Raw genomic sequence first — 25,384 nt, 5'->3', positions numbered from 1 at the left:
TTACATCATCATGGAAATAAACTGTAAATACTGCCCTAAAAATGATGGTACAGGTGCGTGCAATATAGACGACTGTCCCCTAACCCCCATCATACAAGAAATGGAAGAAATAAGTGGATTCTTGAATATTACATGCCAAAACAATCCTGTAGAAATACAGGAAAGGATTGCGGCTACTATGGTATATGTAGTAAGAACCGGTGAAATGCTTGCAGATGCTAAAAGAATGCTTCGCAAAAGAAAATCGGATGAAATACAAAACACCATTATTAAGATAGCGCAGGAAAACTGCTTGTCTGCAAAAGTGCAAAATGCCCTACTTGATAGTATTGCAGAAAACGAATCATTCTTAGTTGATCGACTAGATCGACTTAACGCTTCAGCAACGCATCAGTTAGACGCATTACGCACCCTATTGAGTTATGAAAAGGAAGCTTTACGGCTAAATAAGACTGGATATTAGAAAAAAAAAGTTAATCACGGAAAAATAACCGATAAAAGTGGCATTAGTAATGTCATTTATTTGTAGATTTACACCGTGAAAATAATTAATCATCTTAGTGGGATTTGATGATAAACAAGATATTAAACAGGCTTTCTTGGAGTACATACCTTAATCCCACATCAAAGGTATAGAAACTTGAAAGCCGCTGTTTTTAATATATGAATACTTAATATGGCTCGAAATAAAGAAGTTGGGCTGGACTATTTCCCTTTTGATATAAATTTCTTTCAAGACATAAAGATAAGGAAACTAATCAAGTACCAGAGTGGCAAGGCTATAACTGTATATGCTCTCCTGCTATGTCTTATCTACAAAAGTGGGTACTACGTGAGGTGGGATGAAGAGTTGGCTTTCATTATATCGGAACAAACCGGGTTTGAAGAGTCGTATATACTTGAGGTCATTAAATGCTTTATGGCACTAGGGTTATTATCCAAAGAATTATATGATAAGGAGAAGATTTTAACATCTAAAGGAATTCAGAAACGATGGATTAAGTTGACAGATTATGTTGGTAATAATTTCCTAACATCAAAGTTGAATTTATTGGGTAGCGCTATAAAAATCCCTAAATATAAGTTGGATCCTGAATATAGGAGGATGTTTAATATCAACGTAAAAGAATGGATGAGAATTTCAAGAGCTGTATTTAAAAGAGATAATTACACATGCCAGTATTGCGGTAAAGTAGGTGGCAAATTAGAGGTTGATCATATATTCCCTTTCTCTAAAGGTGGAAGTGATAGCTTGAACAATCTGACTACTGCCTGCCAAAAATGCAATAGGCAAAAGCGTGATAAGTCCGTTGATGATTTTCTAAAATGGAGGGCTAATCATGGCAAGACCTAATAAAACAGGATTGGATTACTTTCCTTTAGATATAGATTTTTTCGATGACGAAAAGATTGTAGCCATATCCGGGGAATTCGGGATTAAAGGAGAAATTGTTGCAATCAAACTGCTTTGTGCGATATACCGAAATGGATATTTCATACTGTGGAGTGATTTGTTCAAATTCAAACTTCTTAAAAATCTTCCCGGAGTGTCTTCTGAATTATTTGACAGTATTTTGAACCGTTTAGTCTTATGGGGCTTCTTTGATAAATCCCTGTTTGATTCGATGGGAGTTCTTACTAGTGTAGGCATTCAGAAACGATATTTCAAAATATCTAAAAGGCGTAAATCTGTTGATGATTTTAGATACCTATTAATCGAAATTAGCGGTTGCGAAAACAAGGAAGTTTTTTCTTCCGACGATGGAGATTTATCGAGCGATACAGTTAATGTTTGCAATAACGGAGTAAATGTATGCAATAACTCTTTTAATGCCGATATTAATGTGCGCAAAAACATCACAAAGGAAAGAAAAGTAAAGGAAAGTAAAGAGAATATTATTATTCCCCCCACACCCCCCAAGGGGGTTGAGGATTTAGAAAAAGTTATTTCTGAAAAAGATCATGCTTTGAATGAGGCTTTAGCTAAGATCAAAGAACTTGAAAAACAGAGATCCCAAAGCAAACCTGCAAAGCCTAAACGGGCTAATAGCCTAAATGCTAACGCTCGAAAGGCTTTTGAAGATCATTTCAGGAACACTTTTGGCGAAGAATATTACTGGACTGCCAAAGATGCCGGCAATATGTCCCAGTTGCTTCGTAAGCTAACATTTTCACGGGAACAAAGACAGATACCCGTTGATGATGCCTCTGTGTTGTACGCTCTTCAAGTATTCCTGACGTCCGTCAAGGATAGTTGGTTACTGGATAACTTTAGCGTAGCTAATATTAACTCGAAGTATAACGAAATCGTTTCTAAGGCAAAAAATGGAAATTCTGGAAAAGAAATTATCGGAACAACTACAACAGATTCAACAGAGAAATTCGTTTGCAGCAAAGCTGAAAAAGGAGCAGATCGGGAATCTGATAGAGCGCCACAGAAAGACTATTCTTCAAGATTTTGAATATGACTTGACTAATCCCAATGAGTTTTATGCCCATCGTGATTTTATCAGGTATATCGGGAATAACTATATGGGGCGTGAATTCAGAGAGTTTGAAGTAGACGAAAACAACTCGAAAGTGTTGTCTTTTCTGCTTTACTACTTCAATGGATGCCGGTATGCAGAACAGGTTTTTCCGGATGAAGATTATAAAATTCATAAAAACCTGCTACTTGTCGGAGAACCAGGTACTGGTAAAACGATGCTGATGCAGATTTTTTCTGATTATCTACGATTGACTCATAACCCGAATACTTTTGAAAATCTATCGGTTACTCAAATGATGAACTATTACAAGATGAATGGTCATATCGACCGACATACGTTCAATGAAGGACAATCGAAAGGATTTAAACCGGAACCGTTTAACATCTGTTTGAACGATATTGGGTTGGAAACGGAGAATCAGAAAAGTTATGGTACTAGTCTAAACAGTGTGATAGATGAATTTTTATATGCAAGATATGAGATTTACCAGCAATTTGGTAAGATGTATCACATAACAAGTAATCTTGATGCAGAAGAATTTAAAAAGCGTTTTGCTGATCGACTTGTTGACCGATTCAAGAGTTTCAATCTGATACCCCTTACAGGAAATAGTAGAAGGAAGTAGTTGATATACAACAAGTTAAATTAATCTAAAGCCCTACAGATAAGGAAAGTAACGTTTGTTTACAAGTTAAAAAACAAGTAACTTTATACCTGTAAATCAGAAACATATAAAAACATAAGAGCAATGAAAACAATTAGAAAATTAACAGAAAAAGAAGTGGTACTCAACAGGCTTACTCAATCTATTCTTATGCCTGTTATCTACCTACTAAATCACAAAACCAATAACCGAACAGATGATGATCCAAGGTTATCCAGTAATTTGTAACGGTATTCATTATCAGGGAAGATACCTGAAACCAATATGTAAACGGTGCAAGTTATATACAAAAGCAAAACAGCCATTTCATAAGTCATGGCGCATAAGTGGAATTGAAAAATGTATAATTAACTATGTTAGTAGGAACAACAAATCTTAATACGACCCTCAACTTAACGTATGTGTTGGCAGATGTCGTAGAAACTCTTCTCCTTGATATGAGAAGTGAAATGAAAAAGCAGGGCTATGATCTGCGTTATGATGCCAAGCACAATTTCAACACGGCGATAGCAGCTATACGCCGGCTGAAACAAGATGTAGATAAGACCCAGCTTTCTACTCAGGAGAACTTCGGAAACGACTCAGACTGTCTCCTTGCCTTCATCAAGCTGCTGATAGATCGCTGCGGTGACGACGACAAGAAGATGTTTGAATTCTACAATTACATCAAGTGTTTCCCGTCCCAGTTAAATCTTGAGCTGTCTGACGAGAAGAGTGTATTTGCGCATATTTTTAACTAATAACAGAATAGAAATGAGCAAATTTAAAGTAGGAGACATTGTTCCATATCGCAATACGAGAGGGAACATAAAGAAAGCCGAAATAACTTCCTTTGAGACTGTAGACAACGGGAAGGTCTGGTTTCATGGCATTGATACGGAGACTAAAGCAAAGGTTTGGTATCCAGTGCATATATCCCAAACTTTAGGAGAACCTAAATGTAACTGTTTAAATCCATTCTGCCCTACGTGCGGGAATGAAGTTTATGAATAACCCTCAAAACAAGATAGAAATGAAAAAAAGGATTAGAAAAAAGATGCTTTCCGACCCAAGCAGATATAAGCTACATCAATATGTAAGATATGCGCATCAATGGGCAAGCTCTATTGATTACAACTGCAAGTTATATGTGATTTTAGAGAGTGGCAAAATTGTAAGAGTCGATTAATTCAAAACTGAACAGAAATGAACAATTTTAAGATTGGAGATATAGTTTCCTATCGTAATACGAGAGGAAACATAAAGAAGGCTGAAATCACTTCCTTTGAGACTGTAGACAATGGGAAAGTCTGGTTCCATGGTATTGATACAGATACTAAAGCAAAAGTTTGGTATCCTATACATATATCCGAAGAACTAACTGAACATCAATTTAAAATAGGCGATCATATTGACTTTCTCATAGGCGATGAATGGCAACTTGATTATGCAACGATACATGGATTTCATAGAAACAGCAATTTGCCTATTGCTGAAACTAATCGCCCTGGTCACGATGGTTGTAAGTGGTCATATACATTCGATTTATCAAGGATAAGGTTAACTCAATAAAAGAACAGTAATGAATATGAAAGCAAAAATAAGAAAAACAGGCGAGATTGTAGATGTAATAACTTACTCTGGGCATACATATAGAAGTGATATTGATGTTGTGTCTTATATTGATAGCAAAGGTTATGAATGTGTTGATATGAAGATGAATAGGTTTTGGGACTTTGAAGATGTAGAAGAATGCTATTTATCTACAAAAGAAAACCTTATTGATTGGGAGGAAAGACGTTTCCAACTTGTAAAGGCTGCAATGCAGGGGAATTTTCCGCAAACTTCATTTGATAAAGAGTCATTTTGCAGATATTGTATTTCAGTCGCTAACGAAATGATCAATCAACTTAATTCGTAACAAGAACAGTAATGAATATGGAAGCAAAATTTAAAGTAGGTGACAGAGTGAGAGTTTTAGATTGTCCAGTCATGCCGGATGCAATAGGAAAGTCTGGCATAATCAGACATACGCAAGGAGATTTATATCGTGTCGAAGTCGATGGTAAAGTCATACCTGATTATGCTTTAGAAGCTGATATAGAGCTGATACGGACCCAATCTCCCTGGATAAGTGTAACGGATAGCTTGCCGGAGGTAGATACAATAGTTCTGACCAAAGGAGCTTATGGATACCTTCTCTGTTTTCTTTCAACCCTTGGGGAATGGGAAACGGGAGCATACGTTAATGAAGAAAGATTAGGCATAACTCATTGGATGCCGATACCGGAATTTGACTAATAACCAAATAAGATATGAAACAGACATTAGAAGAAGCAGCAAAAGAAAATATCTTATTTAACCATAGAACGGTTGATCGTACTTTGTCAGGTGGCAACTTGGCGCAATTTGGGATAACGAATTTTATTCAAGGCGCCGAATGGCAAGCAAAGCAATCTCCGTGGATAAGCGTGAAGGACAGGTTACCACAAACAGATGATGACCTGTACATAGTGCTTGATGCTAGGATGAATCCTCCCGGATGCGGAGTATGTGATTTTAATCCTAAGACAAAGACTTGGATTGACTATGATTGCAATATTGTGCACCCTACCCATTGGATGCCAATCCCTTCTCTTGAATCAAATGATAACGAATAACTGTTTAGAAATGAAAATAAGATTAGCAGAAAAGATTCTTTATGTTACTTCTGTATTCGGAAATTGGGACAGTAATTATCAGCCCTATTCCGTTCCACAACAACAAAAGGCTTTGAAAACTTTGAAAATTCCAATGGATATTAGAAGATCAATGTTGGAATACGGAGTATATGGAAAGATTCCGGTTGAATACAGAAAGTATAATCCGATTGAAATATCGCAAATCATGCTTAGTAAAAATATGAATCCTGCCTCTATAAAAGAGTTCCGTAGGTGTATGAAGCAGATTTTAAGCAAATAACTCAAATTAATGTACAAATGGTAACGAATTAGAGAGAAAGGAAGTAAAAAATGAGAGTATCACTTAAAAAGGCTTTTACCATATTAGATGGAAGGTTATCAACAAAAATGGATGATGTATATGAAATGCTAAATTTCATATTCTCCGAAAACCTTTATACACATCAAATTCCAACAGCTATGCGAAAGCTAAAAGAGCTTAATCCCGATTGGTTTTCGGATGGAGTAAACGTAGTTGAATCTATAAAGCAGAATTATAATACAAATGATTTTCAGGAGCTCATGGAGATTATTGATAAAGAGTTTTATGCTTATGAGATTGAGTTGGGAAAAGTTGAAGCGTTAATAAAATTTTCAGATGGATTATTCCCCGAAGAATAAATACTCAAAATAAATCAAGGAAGAAACTTAAAGGAAAATGATTATGCCAACAATACTAAGAGAAACTTATCCAACAGCAAGAAAAGAACATGGGTGTGAGTTTTGTTGTGAAAAGATAGCGATAGGACAAAAATATGTCCGTCAGACAAATATCTATGATGGAACTATCTATGACTTTGTCACACATCAAGAATGTGATGAGGTAGCTCGTGAATTGAATATGTACGATGATTGTGATGATAGCGGGCTAGATGGAAAATCTTTTCGCGAAGAATTGGATTCATACGTATATGCTAACCATTACGATGAACACACAGATGATGTTTATACTAGTTGGCAGTTGAATCATTATGAGATAGCGAAGAAAATATTGAAAGAACTTAAAACGGAGAAATAACAATGAAATCAAAAAAAGCAAGGGATCTTGTAAAGACGATGGAAGTAGATTATAATGCTAAAAATAAGATGATTAATTCTACTGTAGCCCATCAAGCTGTTCGAATGGCTGAAATTGATTTGACGAAAAAAGCTGTAAGGGCATTTGATAAGGTTTGCTCTGATTGCGGTAAGCTATGTGCGTGTCAAGATTGTGACTTTAGAATATCTTTTATTAAAGAATTAAATGACTAATTATGAGCAAAATGAAGCAAATGTTGCTAGCAACCGCAGCGATGTGTGCGGTAGCACAAAGATACGATCCGTACTCTGTGAATCGCAAAGAAGGAATGACTTTTAATCCTGACTATAAAGTTAAGTCATCAGTTAAAGAGTTGAGAGAATTCACTATAAAAGGAAACAAAATTATGGCATACTCTAAAAAGGACGCTATTAAACGATTAAAACATAAGAAATGAAAGCAATAACAATAAAACAACCGTGGGCATCCTTAATAGTCCACGGTATCAAGGATATTGAGAACCGCACTTGGGCCTGTCCTAAGAAATACTTAGGGGGGAGGGTGTTGATTCATGCTGGAGCAGATAAGTGTGGAGGATGGTTTTTAAGCAATGATCAATCGATCTCACTCATTCGCTCGAAATCCGTACTTTGTAGCACTCTCTTTAACGATCTTCCTTTTGGTTCTATCATTGGCAGTGTGGAGATTGTAGACTGTGTACGGAACCATCCATCTGTTTGGGCAGAGAAAGGAGTTTATAACTGGGTACTGGCTAATCCTGCATTATTCAAAAAGCCTATCCCAGCAAAAGGCAAGCTGTCATTCTGGGAATATGACAATCTATCAGAGGATGCCAGGAATGTTGTTGATGATGTGATTAAGAAACTTAAATCTAACGAATAACTAAATGAAGATTGAGGATCTACATATAGGCATGACCGTAGTAGAGCTGCTACCGTCACCGCAAGGAGTGAGAGAAATGATTCCTATGCAAGTAACCGCTATCTTCCAGGATGGTACTGTTTATCTAGATTTTGAAGGTAACGAAGGAGATGTGTGGGAAGCGAATATTAAGGACTTAAAATTAGTAGAAAATGTATGAAAGCAAGAGTAAAATCAACCGGAATTCTAATAGATGTAATTCCGAAATGCAATGCCAATGCGCAAAATAGTGTCGATAATCTATATGTATGCGATAATATGATTTTTAGAGGATGCGACCTTGACTTTTTGAATATTGGAAATTCCATTGATTGGGAACAGAGACGCTATGAAATAGCTAAAGAGGTTTTATCCGGAATACTAATTTGGATAGCTTATTCCGGAGAAGATTCATATTGTACAGAGAATTGTAAACATGCTGTTAAATATGCAGATGAATTGGTTAGACAACTTAAAGGAGAATAGCTATGGGATTTACCACATCATGTTTTATAAGAGAGAATACACTGGAGCTTCGGAAGAGATTGGAAGCGTTGGGATATAAACCTTTATTATCTATCGAAGATGGAGAATGCTTATCTACCGCTTCAAATTTGGAGAATTATCACTCCATTCCTGCTGCTCTGTTTGATGATAAAGATCCTTACAGGACTTACGACTGTGCCGGACGTATTGACTGCGGAACTAATGAGGATTTGTTCCTAGCTCTTGCTGCATTGAGGGATGATACTGATAAAGAACAGTTCTTTGTGACAGAAGTAAGGCTTGGAAGTATTAACTATCCTGATACTATAATAGAGAAGGGAGCACTCCTAAAATGCTGTATGGATAAATGGAAAATTCCTAAGAATAAGTTTGATTCTATGGGTATCCCCTCGCACAAGGCAACCGTAGAAGAGCTAATAGAACACTTTAAAAGAAAGGAGGTGAATCATGGATAGCGTACAGACACAAACCTTTTCTATTAAGGGAAATGATGATGCTGTGGCATATATTGATTTTTGTGATGGGGATTTATGCGTTTCTGTTGTAGTAAAAGGCAAACAGGCGGATTTTCACTTTGAGCCTGTTACTTTGAAGATGTTTGCCTATGCTTATAAGTTACATTGTGAAGAACTAAAGAAAGGAAAATAGCAATGACTGAAGAAGAAATGCGGAATATAATCAAGGAGCAGTTGAAACAACTAAGTAAAGAAGAGTTGATTGATACTCTTACTGATATTCGTATGGCAAATCCTATATTTAGAATTGCAAACGCTTTGAGTTGTTTACAGTGTACAAATATGAAAGATTCTATAGATGGCATACAACGAGTAAATGAGAGTTTTGATCCATTTCAGCAAATATTAGGAAAAGAAGAATAATTATGAAAATAGATACAGAGTTTAATGTAGGCGATAATGTTTGCTATCTAAGTGGAGACAATATCTGTTATTCCACTGTAAGCAAAATAACTATTGAAATATCCTATACAGATCGTATTTTTTTGATGGTATACAAGCTCTCTGACGGTTTAAGTGTACCAAGAAACAATTATCCACTTTGGGATAAAATACTTTTTAGAGACAAGAAAAGTTTAATAGAATATTTGGAAAGTAAGGAGTGATAATTATGGAAGAAAAATTTGTATCATTGGATACTCTTAAATCGCTGACAGAGCAAGGATTTTGTTATTATCATTTCCCTACTCAGTCTTTTGCTCAAAAGTGGCTGCGCGAAACCAAGAATATGCATATAGCCATCATTAGAAATGTTTGTGGTTATGGTTATGATATATGCAAGGCTGATAATGGAACTTTTATAGCTGCCGGTATATTCGACGGTCCTAACGATGGTGGTCAGTGGGATACTTACGAAGAAGCATTAGAAGCTGGAATACAGAAAGCGTTAAAAATAATGGAGGTATAAAATGAATCGTACAATAAAATTCAGAGGCAAAAGCATATACGATGAAGAATGGCTGTATGGCTTTCTTGTTAAGATCGAAAAGGATAGATATGCCGTCATTCCACCCTTAAATGATATCGACATAGGGAAAAGCATCAGTATGTATGAGGTTTGTCTTGAAACCATAGGTCAGTTCACCGGCTTGTTAGACAAGAACGGTAAAGAAATCTACGAAGGTGATATCTTGTTGGTGGGCAACGATGGATATGAAAATACATACAATAAAGTAGGCATAAAAGACGGATGCTTTGGATATGTCGGAGAAGTGGATGGCAAAATAATCCCATTCTGTTACTGTAATGTAACGGAAGAGATTGTAGGCAACATTTACGATCACCCACAATTAATCAAGGAGGAGTAACCATGCCAGGATTTATAGCCAAACAGCCAAATGGTCTTTTCTGTCGTTTCAGCACAATTGTTGATACAGTGACTAATATCAACATGACAAAGGAAGACTATATAAGCCTTTGTAAGCGGGAATTTGGAGAAGTGAAGGGTGAGCAAGAAGCTCTAGATATATTGGATCATTATCTGAGACCTTTTCAGGATGTTCTAGACAGCTACACGCCATTAAATGACTCAGTCGAAGAGTTTACACAGCGTCTTAAAGAAATGGGATATGACGGTCCCTTTGAATATAGAGAGGAGGAATAAAATGGAAAAGTACTACTATTATGCCTTTCGTTGCAAGGGTAGATTTGGATCTGGAATTCGTTGTGAAAATAACGGCTGTTTCAGCCTGGCAGAAATACATAAGTTACTTCTGAAAAACTATAAAGAACGATGTATAGTTACTTTTTGGAAGGAAATAACCTATGAAGAGTATAAGGAAATGAGTTATTATTTAGAAGAGGAAGGATGATAAAATGAAAGACTATCAATTTGAAGAGATAACATTTTGGCTGTCATTTATATCTGGTTTGATATCTTACCATCTGGGAATAGAATGGTTGACAGGAATTCTTGTAGTGGTAACAGCGTTAAACCTATTCTGGTCAATAGCGACTGCTTGGGAAGATGTGAAGGAGAATCGAAATGATCAAAGTAAAGACGAAATCAATAATCGGAAGGAGGAATCATGAAGAAGATAATGTTTAACGATAAATTTTCCCTAACACAAGCTGTATTAGAAGGTCGGAAGACTATGACGAGAAGAATAGTTACTTATCCTTTAAAGTTTAGAGGTGAAAATGTAGCTGGATATTTTGTTTGCAGAAGACCTTCTGGGGAGATTGTCGAAGTGTGTCTGCATGACGAAGATGAACGCATGATTGATGGCGGTCAAATATTCCCTAAATTTGAAGTCGGGGAAATAGTTGCTATAGCACAGAACTATAGGGATTCAGGCTATGCCCCAGACTCATTAGATAGACATCCGAAAGATTTGAGTATTCGAGGTCTCATGAAGGATTCCGCAGGATGGAATAACAAAATGTTCGTTAAGTCGTATGCTTGCAAACATCACATAAAGATAACTAATGTAAAAGTAGAGCGTTTGCAAGATATATCCGATGAAGATTGCCTGAAAGAAGGTATATATGAAGATGCGGGTGATGATGAGTTTCCACCATCTATATTTTATGAATTTGAGGGAAACAAAGACGATGGATTTGATACTCCACGTGAAGCCTTTTCTGCCCTGATAGATAAAGTCTCAGGCAAAGGCGCTTGGGAAAGTAATCCGTTCGTATGGGCTTATGAATTTAAATTGATAGACTAAGTGCCTGGTTAATAATAAGTTAAACTAAGTTTAAGAAAGGAGTTTTAGATTGTTTTATTTTGATTAAACACCTGAAAATGAGTATCTTTACAATACTAAAAGAAACCAATATTACTAACAATTAAAAGACAAGAACAATGAAAATATCGAAGAAATTAACAAGCAAAGAAAGTTTTGCTATCCTTAGGGAAATCGAAAACAGAAAATGTCCAGATGGGGTTAAGTATTCCGAATGGAGAGAAGAGAGGGACAGGCAACGGACGGAAGCCATCAGAAATTTAATTCCTGAAGTCGGGTTAGGGTGTACTATATGTTACTATTCTGATAGGAGAGCGGCTACTGTTACCAAAGTTATTTCTCCATGCAAGATTGAGGTTACATTTAACCAAACGGAATGTATCGACTACTATGCTGGTGATTATAGGATTTTGCCAGAACTTGAAGGTGGAGCAAAGGTGTTCACTAAAAGAAGAAATGGATGTTGGGTGGCAGATGGGCAAGCGTACAAGGATGGTGTTTTGCTTATGCTTCATTACCAAAGTCATTATATTGATCCACATTTTTAGCATTAAAAGCAATGAAAACAATTGTAAAAGTGTATTTAAAGGATGGATAAGGCAATAAAGATTGGTTTGTTACTCCTTTAACCTATCAGAGCAAGAACTCACAAGTACTACCTTGGTAATACCTTCAACATGGGGCACGAGACAGACCATATGATGAATGTAACAAGGTTGAGACAATAAAATCATCGAATTAGATATTTTTAGTACTAAAAATGGCATTAAATGCGTCATTTTTTGTATTTTTACATCATAAAATAAAAAAAGAGCAATGAAAATTTACACAAGTTATTTCGGTAATAGCCGAAAATTAAAAGAAGCAGGAATTAAAATTATTTGCGTAGCTATTGGACGGCCAAGATTTATTAGTGGAGTACCACAAATGGTTAATGTGGCTCCAACAAGGTATATGATAAGTGCCGCATGTTCCCATGATGAGTATCTTAGATTATACAACAATATTCTTGAAAGTCAAGATGCGAAGAAGGTGGTGGAGCAAATAAAGACATTAAGTGATGGCCAAGATGTTGCTCTATGCTGCTATGAGAAACCAGGTGATTTCTGCCATCGCCACATACTTGCAAAATGGCTTACCGAAAAGACTGGCATTGAAATCAAAGAGTTTGGAGTTGTTGAAAAGAAAGAACCTAAGTATGAACAAGCAAGTTTGTTCTAAAGATATGTGTGAGGCTTTTTATGGTTATGGATACACACGTCAATTGAAAACGGAAACCATTGGCAGCTTGGAAGAGACAAGCATTTGCGGAAATAGCTCATCGGCAGAGCGTTGGCATTCCAGCCAAAGAGTGGGGTTCGATTCCCTGTTTCCGCTCAAATGCCGTTCAAGTCGGCTCGGTGATTGAGATTATGGTAAATGGCAGAAAGGTTCGATTCCTTTCTTTAGCTGGGTCTGTGCAATCTGACAGCGTGGAAAGACACGCAAATTTGGTGGTATGGCGAAATTGGAAGACGCTTCATAAATCGGTTAAATAGGATTATCCTTAATTGAGATAACTTCATTCCGATAAGACTTCTTGGACGGAAGGTGCAGGTTCGAGTCCTGCTACCACCACGTAGGGATAAAATGGTCATAGGGAGCTAAGACTAAATGAACGGAAATTCTAAGTGTACATAAGAATGGATGTCATCAAGACCGGTGCTGTTAGTAACAGGTTGAGTAGTTTAAAGATCGTAGGATAGCCAATCTACGGACGAAAGCGAGAAAGAAGACGATACTTGTGCAGGTTCGACTCCTGCTTATCTCTCAATGGGGAACGTTGTTTTTCGCTCTATTTTCGGATTCCTTCAATAAAAACATTGAAATGAGCGTGGTTAGTTTTTGCTGTTTTTAATACCACAAATAAAACAGCACATGGGCGGTGTGGTCTGCTATAAATACCGGTTAACCTTTATAGTTCGGGTTCAAATCCCGTCCGTCCTCAACCCTTATAGTAGCGATAAGCAAAAACAAGAACATAAAAACTTGTGCAGTTTATGGGGTGATGGAAATAGCCATCTGACACGACTGAAAAGAAGCCGAATATACTGTATAAGTGTTCTTGCAAGTAGCTGAAGAAATGGTTGATTTTGTATTTAAGCCTTCCTGGAATACGCCAGGAGGGCATTAAATCTAAATTAGTGTATGAAGTCATACATAACTTGTAAAATATACTGATATGTTCCAAGGAACGACACCACCTGAAGTAAAACTGCTCCTTCAAGATATAATGAAAGGCGTAGAAAAGAAAGATGTTTTTATCGGATGTTCCGGTAATTTCACGACCGACAAAATTATGTCCAACATGGGATATACTGTACATTCCAATGATGTAAGCCTATATTCTAAGCTAATTTCTGATCTGCTGCTTGACACAAATACAGATATTGAAGTTGTAAATCCTGAATTACGTCTGGTTTTTGATACTTGGAAAGATACAAGATATAAAAATCTTGTTCAGGTAATGTTTGCCATGAGAGTATCAGGCTTTCATCAAAGAAAGAATGATTATCAGGAGGAAATGTTCAATTCGTTTATAGAGCAGGCTGACATTTATTATCACAATACCATATCGAAATTAGAAAAGGGTGCTTTGAATTTTAATATAAGCAGTTTCTTTTATGGCGATTTTTTTGACTTCCTAAAAAGTAAAAAAGGTAAGGGGATAGGTATTGCTTTTCCTCCCACTTATAAAGGAGGATATGAGAAGATGTTTAGCTATGTAGAAGATAGTTTTAGATATGCTCATGCTCCCTATAATGTATTTGACCCCAAAGAAGGTGGGGTGATGTTTAAATGTCTTCTTGAGAATGATGAAAACATCATCTATTCTGATAGATATTTCCAGGAAATAAACGACTTCCTTGTTGGTAAGATAAACTTGGGGCCTGGTAAGAATCCGATATACACTTATTCTAGTGTAAAGCGGGATAAGCATTATTACATTGAACGCGATAAAAATATAAAGCCATCATGTATTCATATTTTGCCTATGGATTATGAATTTACAGATAGTACAGAAATATCAGCAAAGATATGTCCAGTTAGTGATGTGAACTACTATAAAGCATTTTACATGGCAAATAAGGTTAACTATACAACTGGTGGGGATTTGGGATTGGTATTCATGGCTGATGGAAAAGCGTTCGGTTTTTCTTCTTTTAGCAAAAAACTTTCTACTCTTGAGCAGATTTTTATGCAAAGCGATTTTGTTGTAAACTCAAATACTCAGAGATTGAGTAAATTATTGATCATGCTTGTTAAGTCTCATAATGTAAGAATGCTGATTGCCCGAAAAATGGCTAACTACTACGATGGAGTGAAGACCACGGTGTACACAACAAGCCCAATTTCAATGAAATATAGAGGAGTATTTGATTTAGAACGCCGAGATGAAGGCAAGCTAATGTATTCTGCTAATTTTTTAGATGATTCATTAAAGGATTTATATAGATTATGGTTGAAAAAATACAAGAAGTGAAAGATGTTCATCTTATTCAGGGGAAACTGGATGATGTAAACAAGTTGATTGCTCCATATAAGTTAGCATATGTAAGCCCTATAAACGATTGTGTTCCGTTGGAGAAGAATGCTCACTATATGGAAAAAAGCACACTAGATAGACTAACAGCAAATGTGGCTGAAGACGGTTTTTTATCTCAGCTCCCGTTTGCGATGAAACGAAATGACGGTAAATATCTCATTTTGTCGGGAAATCATCGCTTAAAAGCTGCCATTAAAGCTAAGTTGGAATATATTTTAATCTTGTATATTGAAGAGGTTGATAAAGACAAGCAGATTGCCTATGTGCTTAGTCATAATGCTTTAGTAGGCAAAGATGATGCTCAGATGCTTAAGGAAATTTATAGCGAGATGCGCACTATTGAAGCAAGAGAGTTTTCTGGTCTTAACGGCATTCAATTTATTGATACGAATAAGATTCCCACGGTCTCTATTAATGATGGGGATATAGAGCTTACCGAAATGAAGTTCTTGTTTACTGAAAGTAGGAGCAATGATGTCAAAGCTGTTCTAGCGGAACTAGAAAAACAGAAAATATCTGCAAATAGTTCGATAGTTGTCGGCTCCTATGAAGAATTTATTAAGGTAGCTACAGAGGTTAAGAAAAAATTTAATATAAAAAGTAATACGGTGGCTTTTGCACGTATGATTGATATTTGCAAGGCCTTTTTGCTTGAACTGAAAGAAGAGGAGGTATAATATGGCAGGGAGAGGTAGGCCCAAAATGGAGATTTCTCTTTATGATAAATATATAAAAGGGAAGGAAGATCTTATTATAGCAGACTGTAGGAATGGGGCTGACAATAAAGGTTTATGTGTGCGTCTTGGAATAGGACTTACTACGTTCAAAAGTATACTAAAGAAACATCCTGAAGTTATAGATTTGTTGAAGGAAGGTAAAGACGAAGCCGACATGAAGGTAGAGAGTGCTTTATATAAACGAGCTATTGGCTATGATATTGAGGAAACTACAACTGAGGTGAAAATAGGAGAGGATGGATCTGGTCAAACGACTGTGGTGAAGAAAACGAAAAAGCATGTCGCGGGAGATACAACAGCACAAATATTTTGGTTAAAAAATCGTAGACCAAATGAATGGAAAGATAAACAAGATGTAAATGTTACTAATGATGATTGGGTAGATGCTTTAAAATCATTAACCGGTTCATATAAGAATGGTGACAAAGGATGAAAAAAAGAAACTCATAAGTGAAATTATAGCGTACTGGTCGAAGGATTGGAATAAATTTGTCCGTGATGCATTATGCGCAAGATTAGATCGTGAGCAGCAAGCTATTATTGAGTCTGTCCAACATAACCCCATGACTGCTGTTGCAAGTGGAACTGCTCGTGGAAAAGATTTTGTTGCGGCCTGTGCTTCGTTGTGTTTTATGTATCTTACTCCTAGATTTAATGAAAAAGGTGTGCTTGTTGGGAATACCAAGGTGGCCATGACAGCACCAACAGGGAGGCAAGTGAAAAATATTATGACTCCTGAAATCAGAAGGTTGATTCGTGCGGCAAGGGCAAAGTTTCCTTTTTGTTGTCCAGGCAGATTGGTTGCTGATGACATAAGAACGGATTATGAAGAATGGTTTTTGACAGGATTTAAAGCGGATGACAACGCGACTGAATCATGGTCGGGATTTCATGCAGCAAATACCATGTTTGTTGTCACAGAGGCATCAGGTATATCCGAAATTGTTTATAATGCGATAGAAGGTAACTTACAGGGAAATTCTCGGATGCTCATAGTGTTTAATCCTAATATTACTACTGGATATGCAGCTAGAGCCATGAAATCAGAACGTTTTGCTAAATTTAGGCTTAGTTCTCTTAATGCGGAGAATGTGGTAAAAAAACAAGTTATAATTCCAGGTCAAGTAGATTATGAATGGGTAAAAGACAAGGTAATAAATTGGTGCTCTCCCATTCAGCAAACAGACTTTAATGAGGGAGAAGGCGATTTCAATTGGGAAGGAAGTCTATACCGACCTAACGATTTATTTCGAGTCAAGGTACTTGGTATGTTCCCGAAGGTTTCTGAAGATGTTCTTATTCCTTATGAATGGATAGAAATAGCAAACAGGAATTGGCAAGAATTACAAGCAGACGGTTTCATTCCAGCTAAATCTTGCAAGTTAGGAGTTGACGTTGCCGGTATGGGACGCGACAATAGTGTGCTTTGTCCGAGATATGGAAACTATGTTCCTCAATTTGAAGTGCATCAATCTTCTGGACGTGCGGATCACATGCATGTAGTAGGTATGACAGTCCCTTATTTGAAAAAGAAAGGAGCAAAAGCTTTTATTGATACGATAGGAGAGGGCGCTGGTGTGTATTCACGATTATTAGAGGAAGAATTTACAAACGCTTTTTCATGTAAATACTCTGAAGGTGCAGATGGCTTGCATGACATAACCGGAGAGTATGAGTTCGCGAATATGAGAGCATATCTATATTGGGCTTTGCGTGATTGGCTTAATCCCAAGAATGGTTTTGGAGCTGCTCTGCCACCATGTGACCAGTTGATGGAAGAAGCTACTGAAACTAAATGGAAGTTTCTTAGTAATGGAAAGATTATCATTGAACCTAAAGAAGATGTCAAGAAGCGCATTAAACGTTCCCCTGACTATATGGACGCGTTAGCAAATACATTCTATCCTAGGGATTACAGCTTTATTAGCGATGAAGAGCTGCTCAAAGATTTTTTGTAGTTGTGTTTCTTTTAGTACCTTTGTAGCCGAAAACACTTCTTTTGTGTTTTCATTGCTCTTATGTGCGCTGGCTTGTGAAAGTCGGCGCCATTTTTGTTTATAGCAAAAGTTAAATCTTTGATTATGAGTGTTTTATGCTTAAAATAATTGCGTAAACATTTGGCTAATTCGTTGATAATGAGTATCTTTACAATACTAAAAGAAACCAATATTACTAACAATTAAAAGACAAGAGTAATGAAAGCAACAGACCTCTTCAATTATAGAAAAGAAGATTTTGAAACTATTGAATCATTCTCAAAGAGAGTATATGAGACAGCAAAGAGATATAGAAGTTCTTTGCACTTTACACCACAAGAAAGCTATCACGTACTAACTATACTTGCGAAATATTATAATGAGAACGTGTCTGACATCCTTTCTGCTATAAGAGACATTGAATTTAGATGTGCTTCAAAGAAATACAGAATACAGTGGGTAAAGTGTTTAGCAGACCATTATTTGGTAATAGATAAAAGATAAGTTTAACCAGCAGGGCAAAATTCCTGCGCAATATAGAAGATTATGAACAAGAAAGAAACACAAGCAGTTTTTTGCCAAAGAGTAAACGGCATCTATATGAAGCTAACAGGCGACTATAATAAAGACGATCATTATTTTGATAGTTGTTCTTTTTATCCGGCTGGTACATTGGTGGACAGACAAGGAAAAGAGATAATAACAGATAAGTATATTATAAGAGGTAGATATAATGATTTCGTCAAAGAGTTTGATCACAATCCTACAGACCGAGAGATAAACAACGCTTTAGTTTTTAGGTTTGGTCTCAATTCAAGTTTTTTAATGTAATTAATCCAACAGATTTCTGGATATCATAATATACACGATTATGAAAGCAGATTTAGTTTTAATGATTAACCCCGAAGCCCCATTGATGAAGTAACTGGCAAAGTGTTGGGTAAGTTATGTACTATGTACGATTTCTATACCGTAGACAAAAGCAAAAGGTATGTCACGATACGGTATGATAAAACAGGTCTTGCAGTAGCTTATACGAGTGAAGAAAGATTGAATTTATCCAAGAAATGATAAAAAAATAATCGTATATACTTTGTCAATCCAAATAATATTACTATATTTACATATATAAAAGAACTAATTAATACCCATCGCACGGGCGTGAGACACACGTAGAAACTGTTTTTATTATGGCAACTTACAGAATCATCGCAAAAACAAATGGCTACATTGCCAACAGAGACATCCAATTTAATGGTAGGACAGAAATAATCGTTGAAAGAGAATTGGCTCTAAAAGAGGCTTATAAGATGCTTCTTGATATGTTCAATGAAAAGTATGCCGACAACGAAGAAGTAGGATACGCCGCCAACTGGGGTATTGCCGTTATCCGTTCACGCAAGTATGTGGATGGTGCTACACCTACATTCAGTGATGGTACCCGATCTTTCGATTGGGATGGAAGAAGCTATGTGATTGAAGCAGAAGAAGTAGAATAATAATTAATTTTATAAGCTGTGCTATCGGCATGACGGGCAAAGAATATGAAAATATTATATTGCAATAACAGTGAATTACTTGAGATATTTGAAAGTAACAGTATTGAAATGATTTGTAATGAAGATATGCAAATTGAAATCTCAGATGAAGATGCTTTAAGAATTGGAACAATCGTAGATAAGTTTGCGCCTGCTGCAAGTGGCGATTATTCAATAGAAGATAAATAATATGACCAACAGATTTAAATTAGAACATAGTCAAGACCTGCCAAACTGGTGGGTCTTGACTGATATAGAGAACTTGATAGTATGTAAGTTTAAAGAACACGAGTTCAACGAAACTCAAAGGATTACCATTCTTGATGATAGCAAGTATGCGAACAACTCGAATTGTGCCAACGAAATAGCGCACATCATGGCAGAGATGGGCGACTATATGTTTTCCCATTGGTATTCGATAGCTTTGCCTACACCAGTATTTGAGTTTCGGCAAGATGATAAAAATGATAGATTATTGCTTATTCGTAATAAATTTCCAAAGTATACTATTGAGATACAAGATGATTATGATTTAAAGCAATTATCTGATGCCTTAAAAGCATGTGGTGAGTTTGTGAAAAAGGTATCTAAGCATTAGATAAAAATAAAGTTACTTAAAAGTGGCATTATTATAGTCACTTTTATTATATTTGCACCGTAGCATTTGATGCTAACGTGCTCCTTCACGTTTCCGGATAGTGCGTATTGTGCTATCCGGTTTCTTTGGGAGTATTTATATATGTTCAACTAATCACCGTATGAAGAAGTACGGAACAGCCTATGGACGAAATAACTTCTATTTTAGACAATTCCCGCTCTGCTGATGAAGTAATTAACGATCTGAAAGAAAAAACAGTCGCAGTTCCTTCATGGAGCAAACTTATCAATGATTACGAACCGAAATTGCATACGATAGTTAGTGATACTGTTACCCGTAAGGATAAGATAAAATCTGATGGGACAGTAGAAAAGGCTTCTCGCATATACATCGGTTTGGAGAAGCTCCTCACTAAGCGAATAACTGAGTTTATGTTTTCTATTCCTGTAAGACGAGTATATCATAATATTGAGGATAATGAAATCAAACAGCAGATCGCTAAAGCCATTGAAAATATCTACAAGTATGCTCGCGTCGACAGTGAAAATATCAAGAGAGGAAATAATTATTTTGCTTCATGTGAAGTATTTACCATCTGGTATGCCGTTGAGAACCCGAATACCTTATATGGCTTTAAAAGCAAATATAAACTGAAATGTAAGACCTACTCCCCAATGGATGGAACTAAACTGTATCCTTTGCTCGATGAGTTGGATGATATGGTTGCTATGTCATTTGAATATTCAAAAAAAATAAAGGATAAAGAAGTTATTTTTTTTGAAACATATACGGCTACTACTCACTATAAATGGATGCAACAGGGTACTGGATGGAAACAAGTTAAAGTAGAACCTATTGTTATTATGAAAATTCCCGGAGTCTATATTTATCGTCCTGTTCCTATATACGATGGATTGTCGTATTTGCGTAATGAGATAGAATATACTTTATCACGCAATAGTGACGTTATAGCCTATAATAGTGCTCCTATTCTCAAAGTAGCAGGTGCAACTCAAGGAAAAGAAGACAAGGGAGAAAGCCGTAGGGTATTTCGTGTCGAAAATGGAGGAGATGTGTCATATGTTTCATGGGAACAGGCTATTGAAGCTTTAAAATATCATGTTGATACTCTTATCAAATTCTTTTGGAGTCAGTCCCAAATGCCGGACATCTCATTTGATAATATGAAATCACTTGGTAATATTGGCTTTGATGCTAGACAAACACTTCTTACTGATGCCCACCTAAAGGTTGGCGATGAAAGCGGTTCGTGGATAGAGGCCTTTGAACGTGAATGTAGTGTTATTAAGGCTTTTCTTAAAATGATGAATGTCTCTTGGGCGAGTGAAGTTGACAATGTAGAAGTTGAACATATTATAACTCCTTTCATACAAATGGATGAGGATGCCACTACTGACAGACTTATTAAACAAAATGGAGGTAAGGCTATTAAGAGTCAGCTTCAAACTATTAGGGAGGCAGGTTCTAATGATCCAGAAGCTACCCTATTGCAGATACAGAAAGAGGAAGCTGCAGCTTCTCAAAGTAGAATAAGCAATATTTTCGAACAATCGGAATAATAATCAAAATATAATCATTATGGTAAAAATAGATGTATTAGAATTTAGTAAGGAAAAACAGGGTTATTCTTGTGAGTTTACTTCTGTTGGCAAATGTGTAATACAGATAGACAGAGAGAAACATGGGACGCTTAGCTTATACGCAAAGTTGGAAGGTATGGATTATGCACTGTTGTATCAATACCCTTCTGCTCAATTCAATGATAATGTGATTTTTGAGCTTGATGTACAAAAGGGGCTTTCTATCAAGATACTAAGCACAGTCGGTGTCATGAGTGCGAAAATGTCTTATGAGGATGAAGATTTATAACCTGTCCGCCAACTTGTAGAAAAGTAAAGGCGGCGTAGGCATATGTTTGCGTTGCCAACTTAAAACTTAAAATCATGAAGAGAAAAATATCAAACTGGCTTATTAGATTAGTAGCGAAGATCACCCCACAAGAAAGATTAAGTAGTATTGAACAAGTTGATAACTACGAAGCAAAGAAGCTTGGTATCTGCCTTGTTCGGACTAAAAAAGAAATCAAGGATTACCGGAAAAAGAAAAAACTTGATGAAGGCTGGTCTAATCGGAAATCAGATGAAAAGTTAATCAAGGAAGTTAAGGATGAAGTCCGCCAATCAATTATCAGTTCGATCAACCAAAGGGAACTAATAGAATACTCCGTTGAAAAAATTGGTGATGAGCTACATGTTACTGGTGAAATCAAAGTATATATCAAGAAAGAATAGTATGAAAGTTCCAATAGATAATATAACTTTTGCTGAAAGTGAATATCATCGTGGAAACAAGATATGGAAAGCTCAAACACTCTACGATTTTGCTAAGGCAAAAGAATATCCGGTTCTTGATATGCCACTATGGAATATAGACCTTACAGCTGAACCATTTGAATGCAATCAGCTTCACAGTTTCATTTTTCAATGCAAACGGGTGAATCAATGCTCTCTTGAATATCCTATTATTCTTGACGAAGTAGGTCAAATTGCTGATGGCTACCATCGTTTATGTAAAGCGATATTGGAGGGAAAGGAAACAATTAAAGCTATCCGATTATTGGAAATGCCAGCACCTGATAGAATTTCGGAGGAATAAATATGAAAAAGCATACTAGAGTAGTTACAGTGGAATACATCGTACAAGATTGTCCTATTTGTGGTAAGATTATAGTAAAACATCATCTCTACCCTACCAAGAAGGATAAGAAAAAGTATATAAAATAATGGCAAAGCCAAAGATTCCAAATCAGAAAAAAAAATACCAAGAACTCAACAGGAGATTAAACAAATATGTAGCCCTAGTTGAGCAGATATATGATACCCTGAATTTGGAAGCAGCCAAAGCCGTTTCACTAACTAATTATTTCTCAGATAGTGATAAGCCGTTTAAATGGTCTGACTACCCTCAAACTAAAAAGCAAATTGACGATATACAGAAGCACTTTGTAGAGGATATAAATGCAACTATCTATCGTGGTACTACCGAAGAATGGAAGAACAGTAATGAAGCACAGGATTTAATAGTAAACAAAGTACTAAAAGCATATAACGCCCAAGTTGACAAAGAGAAATATAAAATACTATATCAAACAAATTCAGATGCTTTGAAAGCATTCCAGAATCGAAAAGATAAAGGATTCAATATATCTGCAAAACTCTGGCAGCAATCTATGATCTACAAAGAAGAACTGGAGGCTGCGATCTCATGCGCTATTCAAAAAGGAACCAGTGCTGTTACGTTGAGTAAGCAAATAAGTAAATATCTTCTTGATTTCCCATTACTGCAAAAAGATTACAAAGACAGATATGGCAGTGCTGAACATATACAAGATTGTGAATATCGTTCCATACGTCTAGCCCGTTCAGAAATAAACATGTCTTATAGAGCAGCCGAAAACGAAAGATGGAAACAAATGGATTTCGTAGTCGGATATGAAATAAAGTTGAGTGGAAACCATAACTGCAAGGGAGTTCCTAAGGGACGGTATTATGACATTTGCGACCAACTTGCAGGAAAGTACCCAAAAGATTTTGAGTGGACAGGATGGCACCCTAATTGCTACTCAGATGATAGTGAAGTGCTCACAAGTAGAGGATGGAAGTTATTCAAAGATGTGCTTGACGATGACTTGATATTATCTCTAAATCCAAACGAAAGAGTTCCTGAATGGGTTGGATTTACAGACAGACAATGCTATTCACATAGCGGTAAAATGATTCGCTTTTTCAATAAGTCATTAGATTGCCTTGTCACGCCTGATCACAATATGGTTTATTTGAATAAGAATGATGGCAGAATTAGGAACTGCCAAGCGAATGAATATACAAAAGGGAAGGGTGCATTTTATCGTGGCTGCGAATATAAGTCTGATGATATTGATTGTATGACAATCGGAAGCACAGTCATTGATTTTGATTTGTTTTGCGAGTTCATGGGATATTGGTTATCAGATGGTAGCACAATACGTAAAAGTCAAGTTATTATATCTCAAAAAAAAGGAGAACCTGCAAGAAATAAAATCATATCACTAATAGAAAAACTTGGGTATAAAGTAACTGAATATGATGACGGTGTATGTTTTTATTCAGCAGACATTTGCCAATATTTGAAACGTTTTGGTGTATGCAATGAAAAATATATACCGAATGAAATAAAATCGTCATCCAAAAGGCAGATTGAAATATTCTTGAATGCTTTCGTTCTGTGCGATGGATATACAAGACCATTCAAGTCATTTGTTGGGAATAGAGGGAATGTATTCACTTCTAACAAAGAAGAACGAATGTTTTTCACTACTTCTAAACAAATGTCAGGAGATTTGTCTGAACTTATATTGAAATCAGGTAAAAGACCATCATTCTCTGTAAATAAGGCTGGAAAATCTCATAAAAGAAATGGAGTTGAAATAAAATCAAATTATGACTGCTACATTATACGTGAATGTTACTCAACTACATCAACAGTATTTGATAAAGAATATGTTTTGTATGATGGAAATGTTTATGACCTGACACTTGAACGTAACCATATCATGTATATACGCAGAAATGGAAAATGTTTTTGGGGTAGTAATTGTCGTTGTTATAAAGTTCCTATTCTCAAAACAGAAGAAGAATTCTGGGAATGGGATGGACGGAGCGATGTTTCCACAGAAAGTATAAATGAAGTAAAGGATGTTCCTGACGAATTCAAAAAATGGGTACTCGAAAACCATCAAAAAATCGAGAAAGCCCAGAAAAGAAACACCCTACCTTATTTTTTGAGAGATAACAAATCAATTGTTCAAAATATAAATACCGAGAATTCAGCTAAAGAGCTTGTTAATCGTGCTTCTTTAGTCGGGAATGAGGTACAAAGTTTAGCAGAATTCATAGCTAAAAAGAACAAAGGATTTGTAACGCCAATCAATTACAAAAGCATTTCATCAATAACAAGAAAGGTGAAAACGGAGGGTATAACTCCATACGATATAAAAGACGCCGTTAGGACGACAATTATAGTTCCCAAATCACAAATAGATGAAGTCTTGAACGAACTGTCTGACAGCGATTCATTTGTGCGACTGAAAAGACAAAAACCGGAATCGTTTATGGGATATAGTGGAAATATAGTCAATATCAAAACATCTAACGGATTAGTTGCCGAAATTCAAGTTAATACAGAACGAATGATTTATGCAAAAGAAAAGCCGGAAGATGCAAAAAGGATTCTTGGAGAAAAACGCTGGGAAGAGATACAAAAGCAAACAGGCATGGAAGGTGGATTAGGACATAAATATTATGAAGAATGGCGAATATTAGATAAATCTGATAAAAAGGCGCAAGAAATAGCTGAAAAATCAATCAAATATTATAGTCATTTCCAATAA

General features: G+C 36.2%; 41 protein-coding genes, 2 tRNA genes and 1 pseudogene. All 44 read left to right on the top strand.

Going from position 1 to position 25,384, the window contains the following annotated elements; translation table 11 throughout:
- Positions 1-10 precede the first annotated feature (10 nt).
- The 44 genes and pseudogenes from DW640_RS02375 to DW640_RS23650 all read left to right on the top strand — a co-directional run bounded on the left by DW640_RS02375 (position 11) and on the right by DW640_RS23650 (position 25,384).
- Positions 11-463: a hypothetical protein gene (locus tag DW640_RS02375; protein ID WP_117577168.1), complete on the top strand. Its 453-nt coding sequence runs from the start codon at positions 11-13 to the stop codon at positions 461-463.
- A 213-nt stretch (positions 464-676) separates the two neighbouring features.
- Positions 677-1,354, top strand: coding sequence for a DUF4373 domain-containing protein (locus tag DW640_RS23660; protein ID WP_199610204.1), 678 nt, complete (start codon positions 677-679; stop codon positions 1,352-1,354).
- Complete coding sequence (locus DW640_RS23895) at positions 1,341-2,462, top strand: DUF4373 domain-containing protein (RefSeq protein ID WP_233525421.1); 1,122 nt, start codon at positions 1,341-1,343, stop codon at positions 2,460-2,462. Before DW640_RS23660 ends, DW640_RS23895 begins: the two co-directional genes overlap by 14 nt.
- A 7-nt stretch (positions 2,463-2,469) precedes the next feature.
- Positions 2,470-3,114: an ATP-binding protein gene (locus DW640_RS02355; RefSeq protein ID WP_229109767.1), complete on the top strand. Its 645-nt coding sequence runs from the start codon at positions 2,470-2,472 to the stop codon at positions 3,112-3,114.
- A gap of 392 nt (positions 3,115-3,506) precedes the next feature.
- Positions 3,507-3,893 carry a hypothetical protein gene (locus DW640_RS02350; RefSeq protein ID WP_117577166.1) on the top strand — a complete coding sequence of 129 codons (387 nt, stop codon included), beginning with the start codon at positions 3,507-3,509 and terminating at the stop codon, positions 3,891-3,893.
- Positions 3,894-4,338: 445 nt separating this feature from the next.
- Positions 4,339-4,704 (top strand): hypothetical protein, encoded by a 366-nt coding sequence (locus DW640_RS02335; protein WP_117577160.1) that lies wholly within the window; start codon positions 4,339-4,341, stop codon positions 4,702-4,704.
- 16 nt (positions 4,705-4,720) lie between these two features.
- The gene (locus DW640_RS02330; RefSeq protein ID WP_147326369.1) at positions 4,721-5,053 is read left to right on the top strand and encodes a hypothetical protein; all 333 of its coding nucleotides are present in this window, start codon (positions 4,721-4,723) and stop codon (positions 5,051-5,053) included.
- Between the two features lie 11 nt (positions 5,054-5,064).
- Positions 5,065-5,433 carry a DUF551 domain-containing protein gene (locus DW640_RS02325; RefSeq protein ID WP_117577156.1) on the top strand — a complete coding sequence of 123 codons (369 nt, stop codon included), beginning with the start codon at positions 5,065-5,067 and terminating at the stop codon, positions 5,431-5,433.
- A gap of 14 nt (positions 5,434-5,447) precedes the next feature.
- Positions 5,448-5,792 (top strand): DUF551 domain-containing protein, encoded by a 345-nt coding sequence (locus DW640_RS02320; protein WP_117577154.1) that lies wholly within the window; start codon positions 5,448-5,450, stop codon positions 5,790-5,792.
- Between the two features lie 10 nt (positions 5,793-5,802).
- Positions 5,803-6,093 carry a hypothetical protein gene (locus DW640_RS02315; protein ID WP_117577152.1) on the top strand — a complete coding sequence of 97 codons (291 nt, stop codon included), beginning with the start codon at positions 5,803-5,805 and terminating at the stop codon, positions 6,091-6,093.
- Between the two features lie 50 nt (positions 6,094-6,143).
- The gene (locus tag DW640_RS02310) at positions 6,144-6,473 is read left to right on the top strand and encodes a hypothetical protein (protein WP_117577150.1); all 330 of its coding nucleotides are present in this window, start codon (positions 6,144-6,146) and stop codon (positions 6,471-6,473) included.
- Between the two features lie 43 nt (positions 6,474-6,516).
- Entirely contained in the window at positions 6,517-6,870 is a 354-nt protein-coding gene (locus DW640_RS02305) for a hypothetical protein (RefSeq protein WP_117577387.1), read from the top strand.
- 2 nt (positions 6,871-6,872) lie between these two features.
- Positions 6,873-7,103 carry a hypothetical protein gene (locus DW640_RS02300; RefSeq protein ID WP_117577148.1) on the top strand — a complete coding sequence of 77 codons (231 nt, stop codon included), beginning with the start codon at positions 6,873-6,875 and terminating at the stop codon, positions 7,101-7,103.
- Between the two features lie 2 nt (positions 7,104-7,105).
- Positions 7,106-7,327, top strand: coding sequence for a hypothetical protein (locus tag DW640_RS02295; protein ID WP_117577146.1), 222 nt, complete (start codon positions 7,106-7,108; stop codon positions 7,325-7,327).
- A complete protein-coding gene (locus tag DW640_RS02290) occupies positions 7,324-7,773 on the top strand; it encodes an ASCH domain-containing protein (protein WP_117577144.1) in 450 nt (149 codons plus the stop codon). Before DW640_RS02295 ends, DW640_RS02290 begins: the two co-directional genes overlap by 4 nt.
- 4 nt (positions 7,774-7,777) lie before the next feature.
- On the top strand, positions 7,778-7,972 hold the full coding sequence (locus DW640_RS02285) for a hypothetical protein (protein WP_117577142.1): 195 nt from the start codon (positions 7,778-7,780) through the stop codon (positions 7,970-7,972).
- A complete protein-coding gene (locus tag DW640_RS02280; protein ID WP_117577140.1) occupies positions 7,969-8,277 on the top strand; it encodes a hypothetical protein in 309 nt (102 codons plus the stop codon). Before DW640_RS02285 ends, DW640_RS02280 begins: the two co-directional genes overlap by 4 nt.
- A 2-nt stretch (positions 8,278-8,279) precedes the next feature.
- Positions 8,280-8,753 carry a hypothetical protein gene (locus DW640_RS02275; protein ID WP_117577138.1) on the top strand — a complete coding sequence of 158 codons (474 nt, stop codon included), beginning with the start codon at positions 8,280-8,282 and terminating at the stop codon, positions 8,751-8,753.
- The gene (locus DW640_RS02270) at positions 8,746-8,946 is read left to right on the top strand and encodes a hypothetical protein (protein ID WP_117577136.1); all 201 of its coding nucleotides are present in this window, start codon (positions 8,746-8,748) and stop codon (positions 8,944-8,946) included. The genes DW640_RS02275 and DW640_RS02270 overlap by 8 nt, the downstream gene beginning before the upstream one ends.
- Before the next feature lie 2 nt (positions 8,947-8,948).
- Positions 8,949-9,176, top strand: a complete 228-nt coding sequence (locus tag DW640_RS02265; protein ID WP_117577135.1) for a hypothetical protein — start codon at positions 8,949-8,951, stop codon at positions 9,174-9,176.
- Positions 9,177-9,178: 2 nt separating this feature from the next.
- A complete protein-coding gene (locus DW640_RS02260; RefSeq protein ID WP_117577133.1) occupies positions 9,179-9,418 on the top strand; it encodes a hypothetical protein in 240 nt (79 codons plus the stop codon).
- 5 nt (positions 9,419-9,423) lie between these two features.
- Positions 9,424-9,720, top strand: a complete 297-nt coding sequence (locus DW640_RS02255; protein ID WP_117577385.1) for a hypothetical protein — start codon at positions 9,424-9,426, stop codon at positions 9,718-9,720.
- 1 nt (position 9,721) lies between these two features.
- Positions 9,722-10,120: a YopX family protein gene (locus DW640_RS02250; RefSeq protein WP_117577131.1), complete on the top strand. Its 399-nt coding sequence runs from the start codon at positions 9,722-9,724 to the stop codon at positions 10,118-10,120.
- Positions 10,121-10,122: 2 nt separating this feature from the next.
- Positions 10,123-10,416 (top strand): hypothetical protein, encoded by a 294-nt coding sequence (locus tag DW640_RS02245; RefSeq protein ID WP_117577130.1) that lies wholly within the window; start codon positions 10,123-10,125, stop codon positions 10,414-10,416.
- Positions 10,417-10,840: 424 nt separating this feature from the next.
- A complete protein-coding gene (locus DW640_RS02230; RefSeq protein WP_117577124.1) occupies positions 10,841-11,482 on the top strand; it encodes a hypothetical protein in 642 nt (213 codons plus the stop codon).
- A 137-nt stretch (positions 11,483-11,619) separates the two neighbouring features.
- Complete coding sequence (locus tag DW640_RS02225) at positions 11,620-12,048, top strand: hypothetical protein (RefSeq protein WP_117577123.1); 429 nt, start codon at positions 11,620-11,622, stop codon at positions 12,046-12,048.
- A gap of 268 nt (positions 12,049-12,316) precedes the next feature.
- On the top strand, positions 12,317-12,721 hold the full coding sequence (locus DW640_RS02220) for a DUF488 family protein (RefSeq protein WP_117577121.1): 405 nt from the start codon (positions 12,317-12,319) through the stop codon (positions 12,719-12,721).
- Between the two features lie 86 nt (positions 12,722-12,807).
- Positions 12,808-12,877: transfer RNA gene (locus tag DW640_RS02215), tRNA-OTHER, on the top strand.
- A 115-nt stretch (positions 12,878-12,992) separates the two neighbouring features.
- Positions 12,993-13,117: transfer RNA gene (locus DW640_RS23500), tRNA-OTHER, on the top strand.
- A 604-nt stretch (positions 13,118-13,721) separates the two neighbouring features.
- Positions 13,722-15,023, top strand: coding sequence for a hypothetical protein (locus DW640_RS02210; RefSeq protein WP_117577120.1), 1,302 nt, complete (start codon positions 13,722-13,724; stop codon positions 15,021-15,023).
- The gene (locus DW640_RS02205) at positions 14,999-15,763 is read left to right on the top strand and encodes a ParB N-terminal domain-containing protein (RefSeq protein ID WP_117577118.1); all 765 of its coding nucleotides are present in this window, start codon (positions 14,999-15,001) and stop codon (positions 15,761-15,763) included. Before DW640_RS02210 ends, DW640_RS02205 begins: the two co-directional genes overlap by 25 nt.
- Before the next feature lies 1 nt (position 15,764).
- The gene (locus DW640_RS02200; RefSeq protein WP_117577116.1) at positions 15,765-16,256 is read left to right on the top strand and encodes a transposase; all 492 of its coding nucleotides are present in this window, start codon (positions 15,765-15,767) and stop codon (positions 16,254-16,256) included.
- Entirely contained in the window at positions 16,240-17,781 is a 1,542-nt protein-coding gene (locus DW640_RS02195; RefSeq protein WP_117577114.1) for a hypothetical protein, read from the top strand. Before DW640_RS02200 ends, DW640_RS02195 begins: the two co-directional genes overlap by 17 nt.
- A 237-nt stretch (positions 17,782-18,018) precedes the next feature.
- Positions 18,019-18,303, top strand: a complete 285-nt coding sequence (locus DW640_RS02190) for a hypothetical protein (protein WP_117577112.1) — start codon at positions 18,019-18,021, stop codon at positions 18,301-18,303.
- A 42-nt stretch (positions 18,304-18,345) separates the two neighbouring features.
- Entirely contained in the window at positions 18,346-18,630 is a 285-nt protein-coding gene (locus DW640_RS02185; protein WP_117577110.1) for a hypothetical protein, read from the top strand.
- A 40-nt stretch (positions 18,631-18,670) separates the two neighbouring features.
- Positions 18,671-18,870 (top strand): annotated as a pseudogene (locus DW640_RS24350) (hypothetical protein).
- 119 nt (positions 18,871-18,989) lie between these two features.
- A complete protein-coding gene (locus DW640_RS02175) occupies positions 18,990-19,298 on the top strand; it encodes a hypothetical protein (protein ID WP_117577108.1) in 309 nt (102 codons plus the stop codon).
- Positions 19,299-19,343: 45 nt separating this feature from the next.
- Positions 19,344-19,526: a hypothetical protein gene (locus DW640_RS02170; RefSeq protein WP_117577106.1), complete on the top strand. Its 183-nt coding sequence runs from the start codon at positions 19,344-19,346 to the stop codon at positions 19,524-19,526.
- A 1-nt stretch (position 19,527) separates the two neighbouring features.
- Positions 19,528-19,935, top strand: a complete 408-nt coding sequence (locus DW640_RS02165) for a hypothetical protein (protein WP_117577104.1) — start codon at positions 19,528-19,530, stop codon at positions 19,933-19,935.
- Between the two features lie 182 nt (positions 19,936-20,117).
- On the top strand, positions 20,118-21,515 hold the full coding sequence (locus tag DW640_RS02160) for a phage portal protein (RefSeq protein ID WP_117577102.1): 1,398 nt from the start codon (positions 20,118-20,120) through the stop codon (positions 21,513-21,515).
- A gap of 19 nt (positions 21,516-21,534) precedes the next feature.
- The gene (locus DW640_RS02155) at positions 21,535-21,825 is read left to right on the top strand and encodes a hypothetical protein (RefSeq protein ID WP_117577101.1); all 291 of its coding nucleotides are present in this window, start codon (positions 21,535-21,537) and stop codon (positions 21,823-21,825) included.
- Positions 21,826-21,899: 74 nt separating this feature from the next.
- Complete coding sequence (locus DW640_RS02150) at positions 21,900-22,247, top strand: hypothetical protein (protein WP_117577099.1); 348 nt, start codon at positions 21,900-21,902, stop codon at positions 22,245-22,247.
- 1 nt (position 22,248) lies between these two features.
- On the top strand, positions 22,249-22,611 hold the full coding sequence (locus DW640_RS02145; RefSeq protein WP_117577097.1) for a hypothetical protein: 363 nt from the start codon (positions 22,249-22,251) through the stop codon (positions 22,609-22,611).
- 127 nt (positions 22,612-22,738) lie between these two features.
- Positions 22,739-25,384, top strand: coding sequence for a hypothetical protein (locus DW640_RS23650; protein ID WP_199610196.1), 2,646 nt, complete (start codon positions 22,739-22,741; stop codon positions 25,382-25,384).

Origin of the sequence: Bacteroides sp. AM23-12, from assembly GCF_003434395.1 — a bacterium.
In the GTDB taxonomy this organism is placed as follows: domain Bacteria; phylum Bacteroidota; class Bacteroidia; order Bacteroidales; family Bacteroidaceae; genus Bacteroides; species Bacteroides thetaiotaomicron.
Note: the sequence above shows the minus strand (reverse complement) of the source record. Positions and strands in the feature narration are given on the sequence as shown.

Coding starts and splice junctions, on each gene's coding strand:
- DW640_RS02330 (WP_147326369.1), top strand. CDS start 4,721: ATGAAAGCAAAAATAAGAAAAACAGGCGAGATTGTAGATGTAATAACT.
- DW640_RS02260 (WP_117577133.1), top strand. CDS start 9,179: ATGAAAATAGATACAGAGTTTAATGTAGGCGATAATGTTTGCTATCTA.
- DW640_RS02275 (WP_117577138.1), top strand. CDS start 8,280: ATGGGATTTACCACATCATGTTTTATAAGAGAGAATACACTGGAGCTT.
- DW640_RS02375 (WP_117577168.1), top strand. CDS start 11: ATGGAAATAAACTGTAAATACTGCCCTAAAAATGATGGTACAGGTGCG.
- DW640_RS02205 (WP_117577118.1), top strand. CDS start 14,999: ATGGTTGAAAAAATACAAGAAGTGAAAGATGTTCATCTTATTCAGGGG.
- DW640_RS02290 (WP_117577144.1), top strand. CDS start 7,324: ATGAAAGCAATAACAATAAAACAACCGTGGGCATCCTTAATAGTCCAC.
- DW640_RS02225 (WP_117577123.1), top strand. CDS start 11,620: ATGAAAATATCGAAGAAATTAACAAGCAAAGAAAGTTTTGCTATCCTT.
- DW640_RS02220 (WP_117577121.1), top strand. CDS start 12,317: ATGAAAATTTACACAAGTTATTTCGGTAATAGCCGAAAATTAAAAGAA.
- DW640_RS02295 (WP_117577146.1), top strand. CDS start 7,106: ATGAGCAAAATGAAGCAAATGTTGCTAGCAACCGCAGCGATGTGTGCG.
- DW640_RS02150 (WP_117577099.1), top strand. CDS start 21,900: ATGAAGAGAAAAATATCAAACTGGCTTATTAGATTAGTAGCGAAGATC.
- DW640_RS02335 (WP_117577160.1), top strand. CDS start 4,339: ATGAACAATTTTAAGATTGGAGATATAGTTTCCTATCGTAATACGAGA.
- DW640_RS02300 (WP_117577148.1), top strand. CDS start 6,873: ATGAAATCAAAAAAAGCAAGGGATCTTGTAAAGACGATGGAAGTAGAT.
- DW640_RS02165 (WP_117577104.1), top strand. CDS start 19,528: ATGACCAACAGATTTAAATTAGAACATAGTCAAGACCTGCCAAACTGG.
- DW640_RS02305 (WP_117577387.1), top strand. CDS start 6,517: ATGCCAACAATACTAAGAGAAACTTATCCAACAGCAAGAAAAGAACAT.
- DW640_RS02315 (WP_117577152.1), top strand. CDS start 5,803: ATGAAAATAAGATTAGCAGAAAAGATTCTTTATGTTACTTCTGTATTC.
- DW640_RS02170 (WP_117577106.1), top strand. CDS start 19,344: ATGAAAATATTATATTGCAATAACAGTGAATTACTTGAGATATTTGAA.
- DW640_RS02195 (WP_117577114.1), top strand. CDS start 16,240: ATGGTGACAAAGGATGAAAAAAAGAAACTCATAAGTGAAATTATAGCG.
- DW640_RS23650 (WP_199610196.1), top strand. CDS start 22,739: ATGGCAAAGCCAAAGATTCCAAATCAGAAAAAAAAATACCAAGAACTC.
- DW640_RS02155 (WP_117577101.1), top strand. CDS start 21,535: ATGGTAAAAATAGATGTATTAGAATTTAGTAAGGAAAAACAGGGTTAT.
- DW640_RS02185 (WP_117577110.1), top strand. CDS start 18,346: ATGAACAAGAAAGAAACACAAGCAGTTTTTTGCCAAAGAGTAAACGGC.
- DW640_RS02280 (WP_117577140.1), top strand. CDS start 7,969: ATGAAAGCAAGAGTAAAATCAACCGGAATTCTAATAGATGTAATTCCG.
- DW640_RS02320 (WP_117577154.1), top strand. CDS start 5,448: ATGAAACAGACATTAGAAGAAGCAGCAAAAGAAAATATCTTATTTAAC.
- DW640_RS02200 (WP_117577116.1), top strand. CDS start 15,765: ATGGCAGGGAGAGGTAGGCCCAAAATGGAGATTTCTCTTTATGATAAA.
- DW640_RS23660 (WP_199610204.1), top strand. CDS start 677: ATGGCTCGAAATAAAGAAGTTGGGCTGGACTATTTCCCTTTTGATATA.
- DW640_RS02190 (WP_117577112.1), top strand. CDS start 18,019: ATGAAAGCAACAGACCTCTTCAATTATAGAAAAGAAGATTTTGAAACT.
- DW640_RS02270 (WP_117577136.1), top strand. CDS start 8,746: ATGGATAGCGTACAGACACAAACCTTTTCTATTAAGGGAAATGATGAT.
- DW640_RS23895 (WP_233525421.1), top strand. CDS start 1,341: ATGGCAAGACCTAATAAAACAGGATTGGATTACTTTCCTTTAGATATA.
- DW640_RS02255 (WP_117577385.1), top strand. CDS start 9,424: ATGGAAGAAAAATTTGTATCATTGGATACTCTTAAATCGCTGACAGAG.
- DW640_RS02350 (WP_117577166.1), top strand. CDS start 3,507: ATGTTAGTAGGAACAACAAATCTTAATACGACCCTCAACTTAACGTAT.
- DW640_RS02285 (WP_117577142.1), top strand. CDS start 7,778: ATGAAGATTGAGGATCTACATATAGGCATGACCGTAGTAGAGCTGCTA.
- DW640_RS02210 (WP_117577120.1), top strand. CDS start 13,722: ATGTTCCAAGGAACGACACCACCTGAAGTAAAACTGCTCCTTCAAGAT.
- DW640_RS02175 (WP_117577108.1), top strand. CDS start 18,990: ATGGCAACTTACAGAATCATCGCAAAAACAAATGGCTACATTGCCAAC.
- DW640_RS02145 (WP_117577097.1), top strand. CDS start 22,249: ATGAAAGTTCCAATAGATAATATAACTTTTGCTGAAAGTGAATATCAT.
- DW640_RS02265 (WP_117577135.1), top strand. CDS start 8,949: ATGACTGAAGAAGAAATGCGGAATATAATCAAGGAGCAGTTGAAACAA.
- DW640_RS02325 (WP_117577156.1), top strand. CDS start 5,065: ATGAATATGGAAGCAAAATTTAAAGTAGGTGACAGAGTGAGAGTTTTA.
- DW640_RS02310 (WP_117577150.1), top strand. CDS start 6,144: ATGAGAGTATCACTTAAAAAGGCTTTTACCATATTAGATGGAAGGTTA.
- DW640_RS02250 (WP_117577131.1), top strand. CDS start 9,722: ATGAATCGTACAATAAAATTCAGAGGCAAAAGCATATACGATGAAGAA.
- DW640_RS02160 (WP_117577102.1), top strand. CDS start 20,118: ATGGACGAAATAACTTCTATTTTAGACAATTCCCGCTCTGCTGATGAA.
- DW640_RS02245 (WP_117577130.1), top strand. CDS start 10,123: ATGCCAGGATTTATAGCCAAACAGCCAAATGGTCTTTTCTGTCGTTTC.
- DW640_RS02230 (WP_117577124.1), top strand. CDS start 10,841: ATGAAGAAGATAATGTTTAACGATAAATTTTCCCTAACACAAGCTGTA.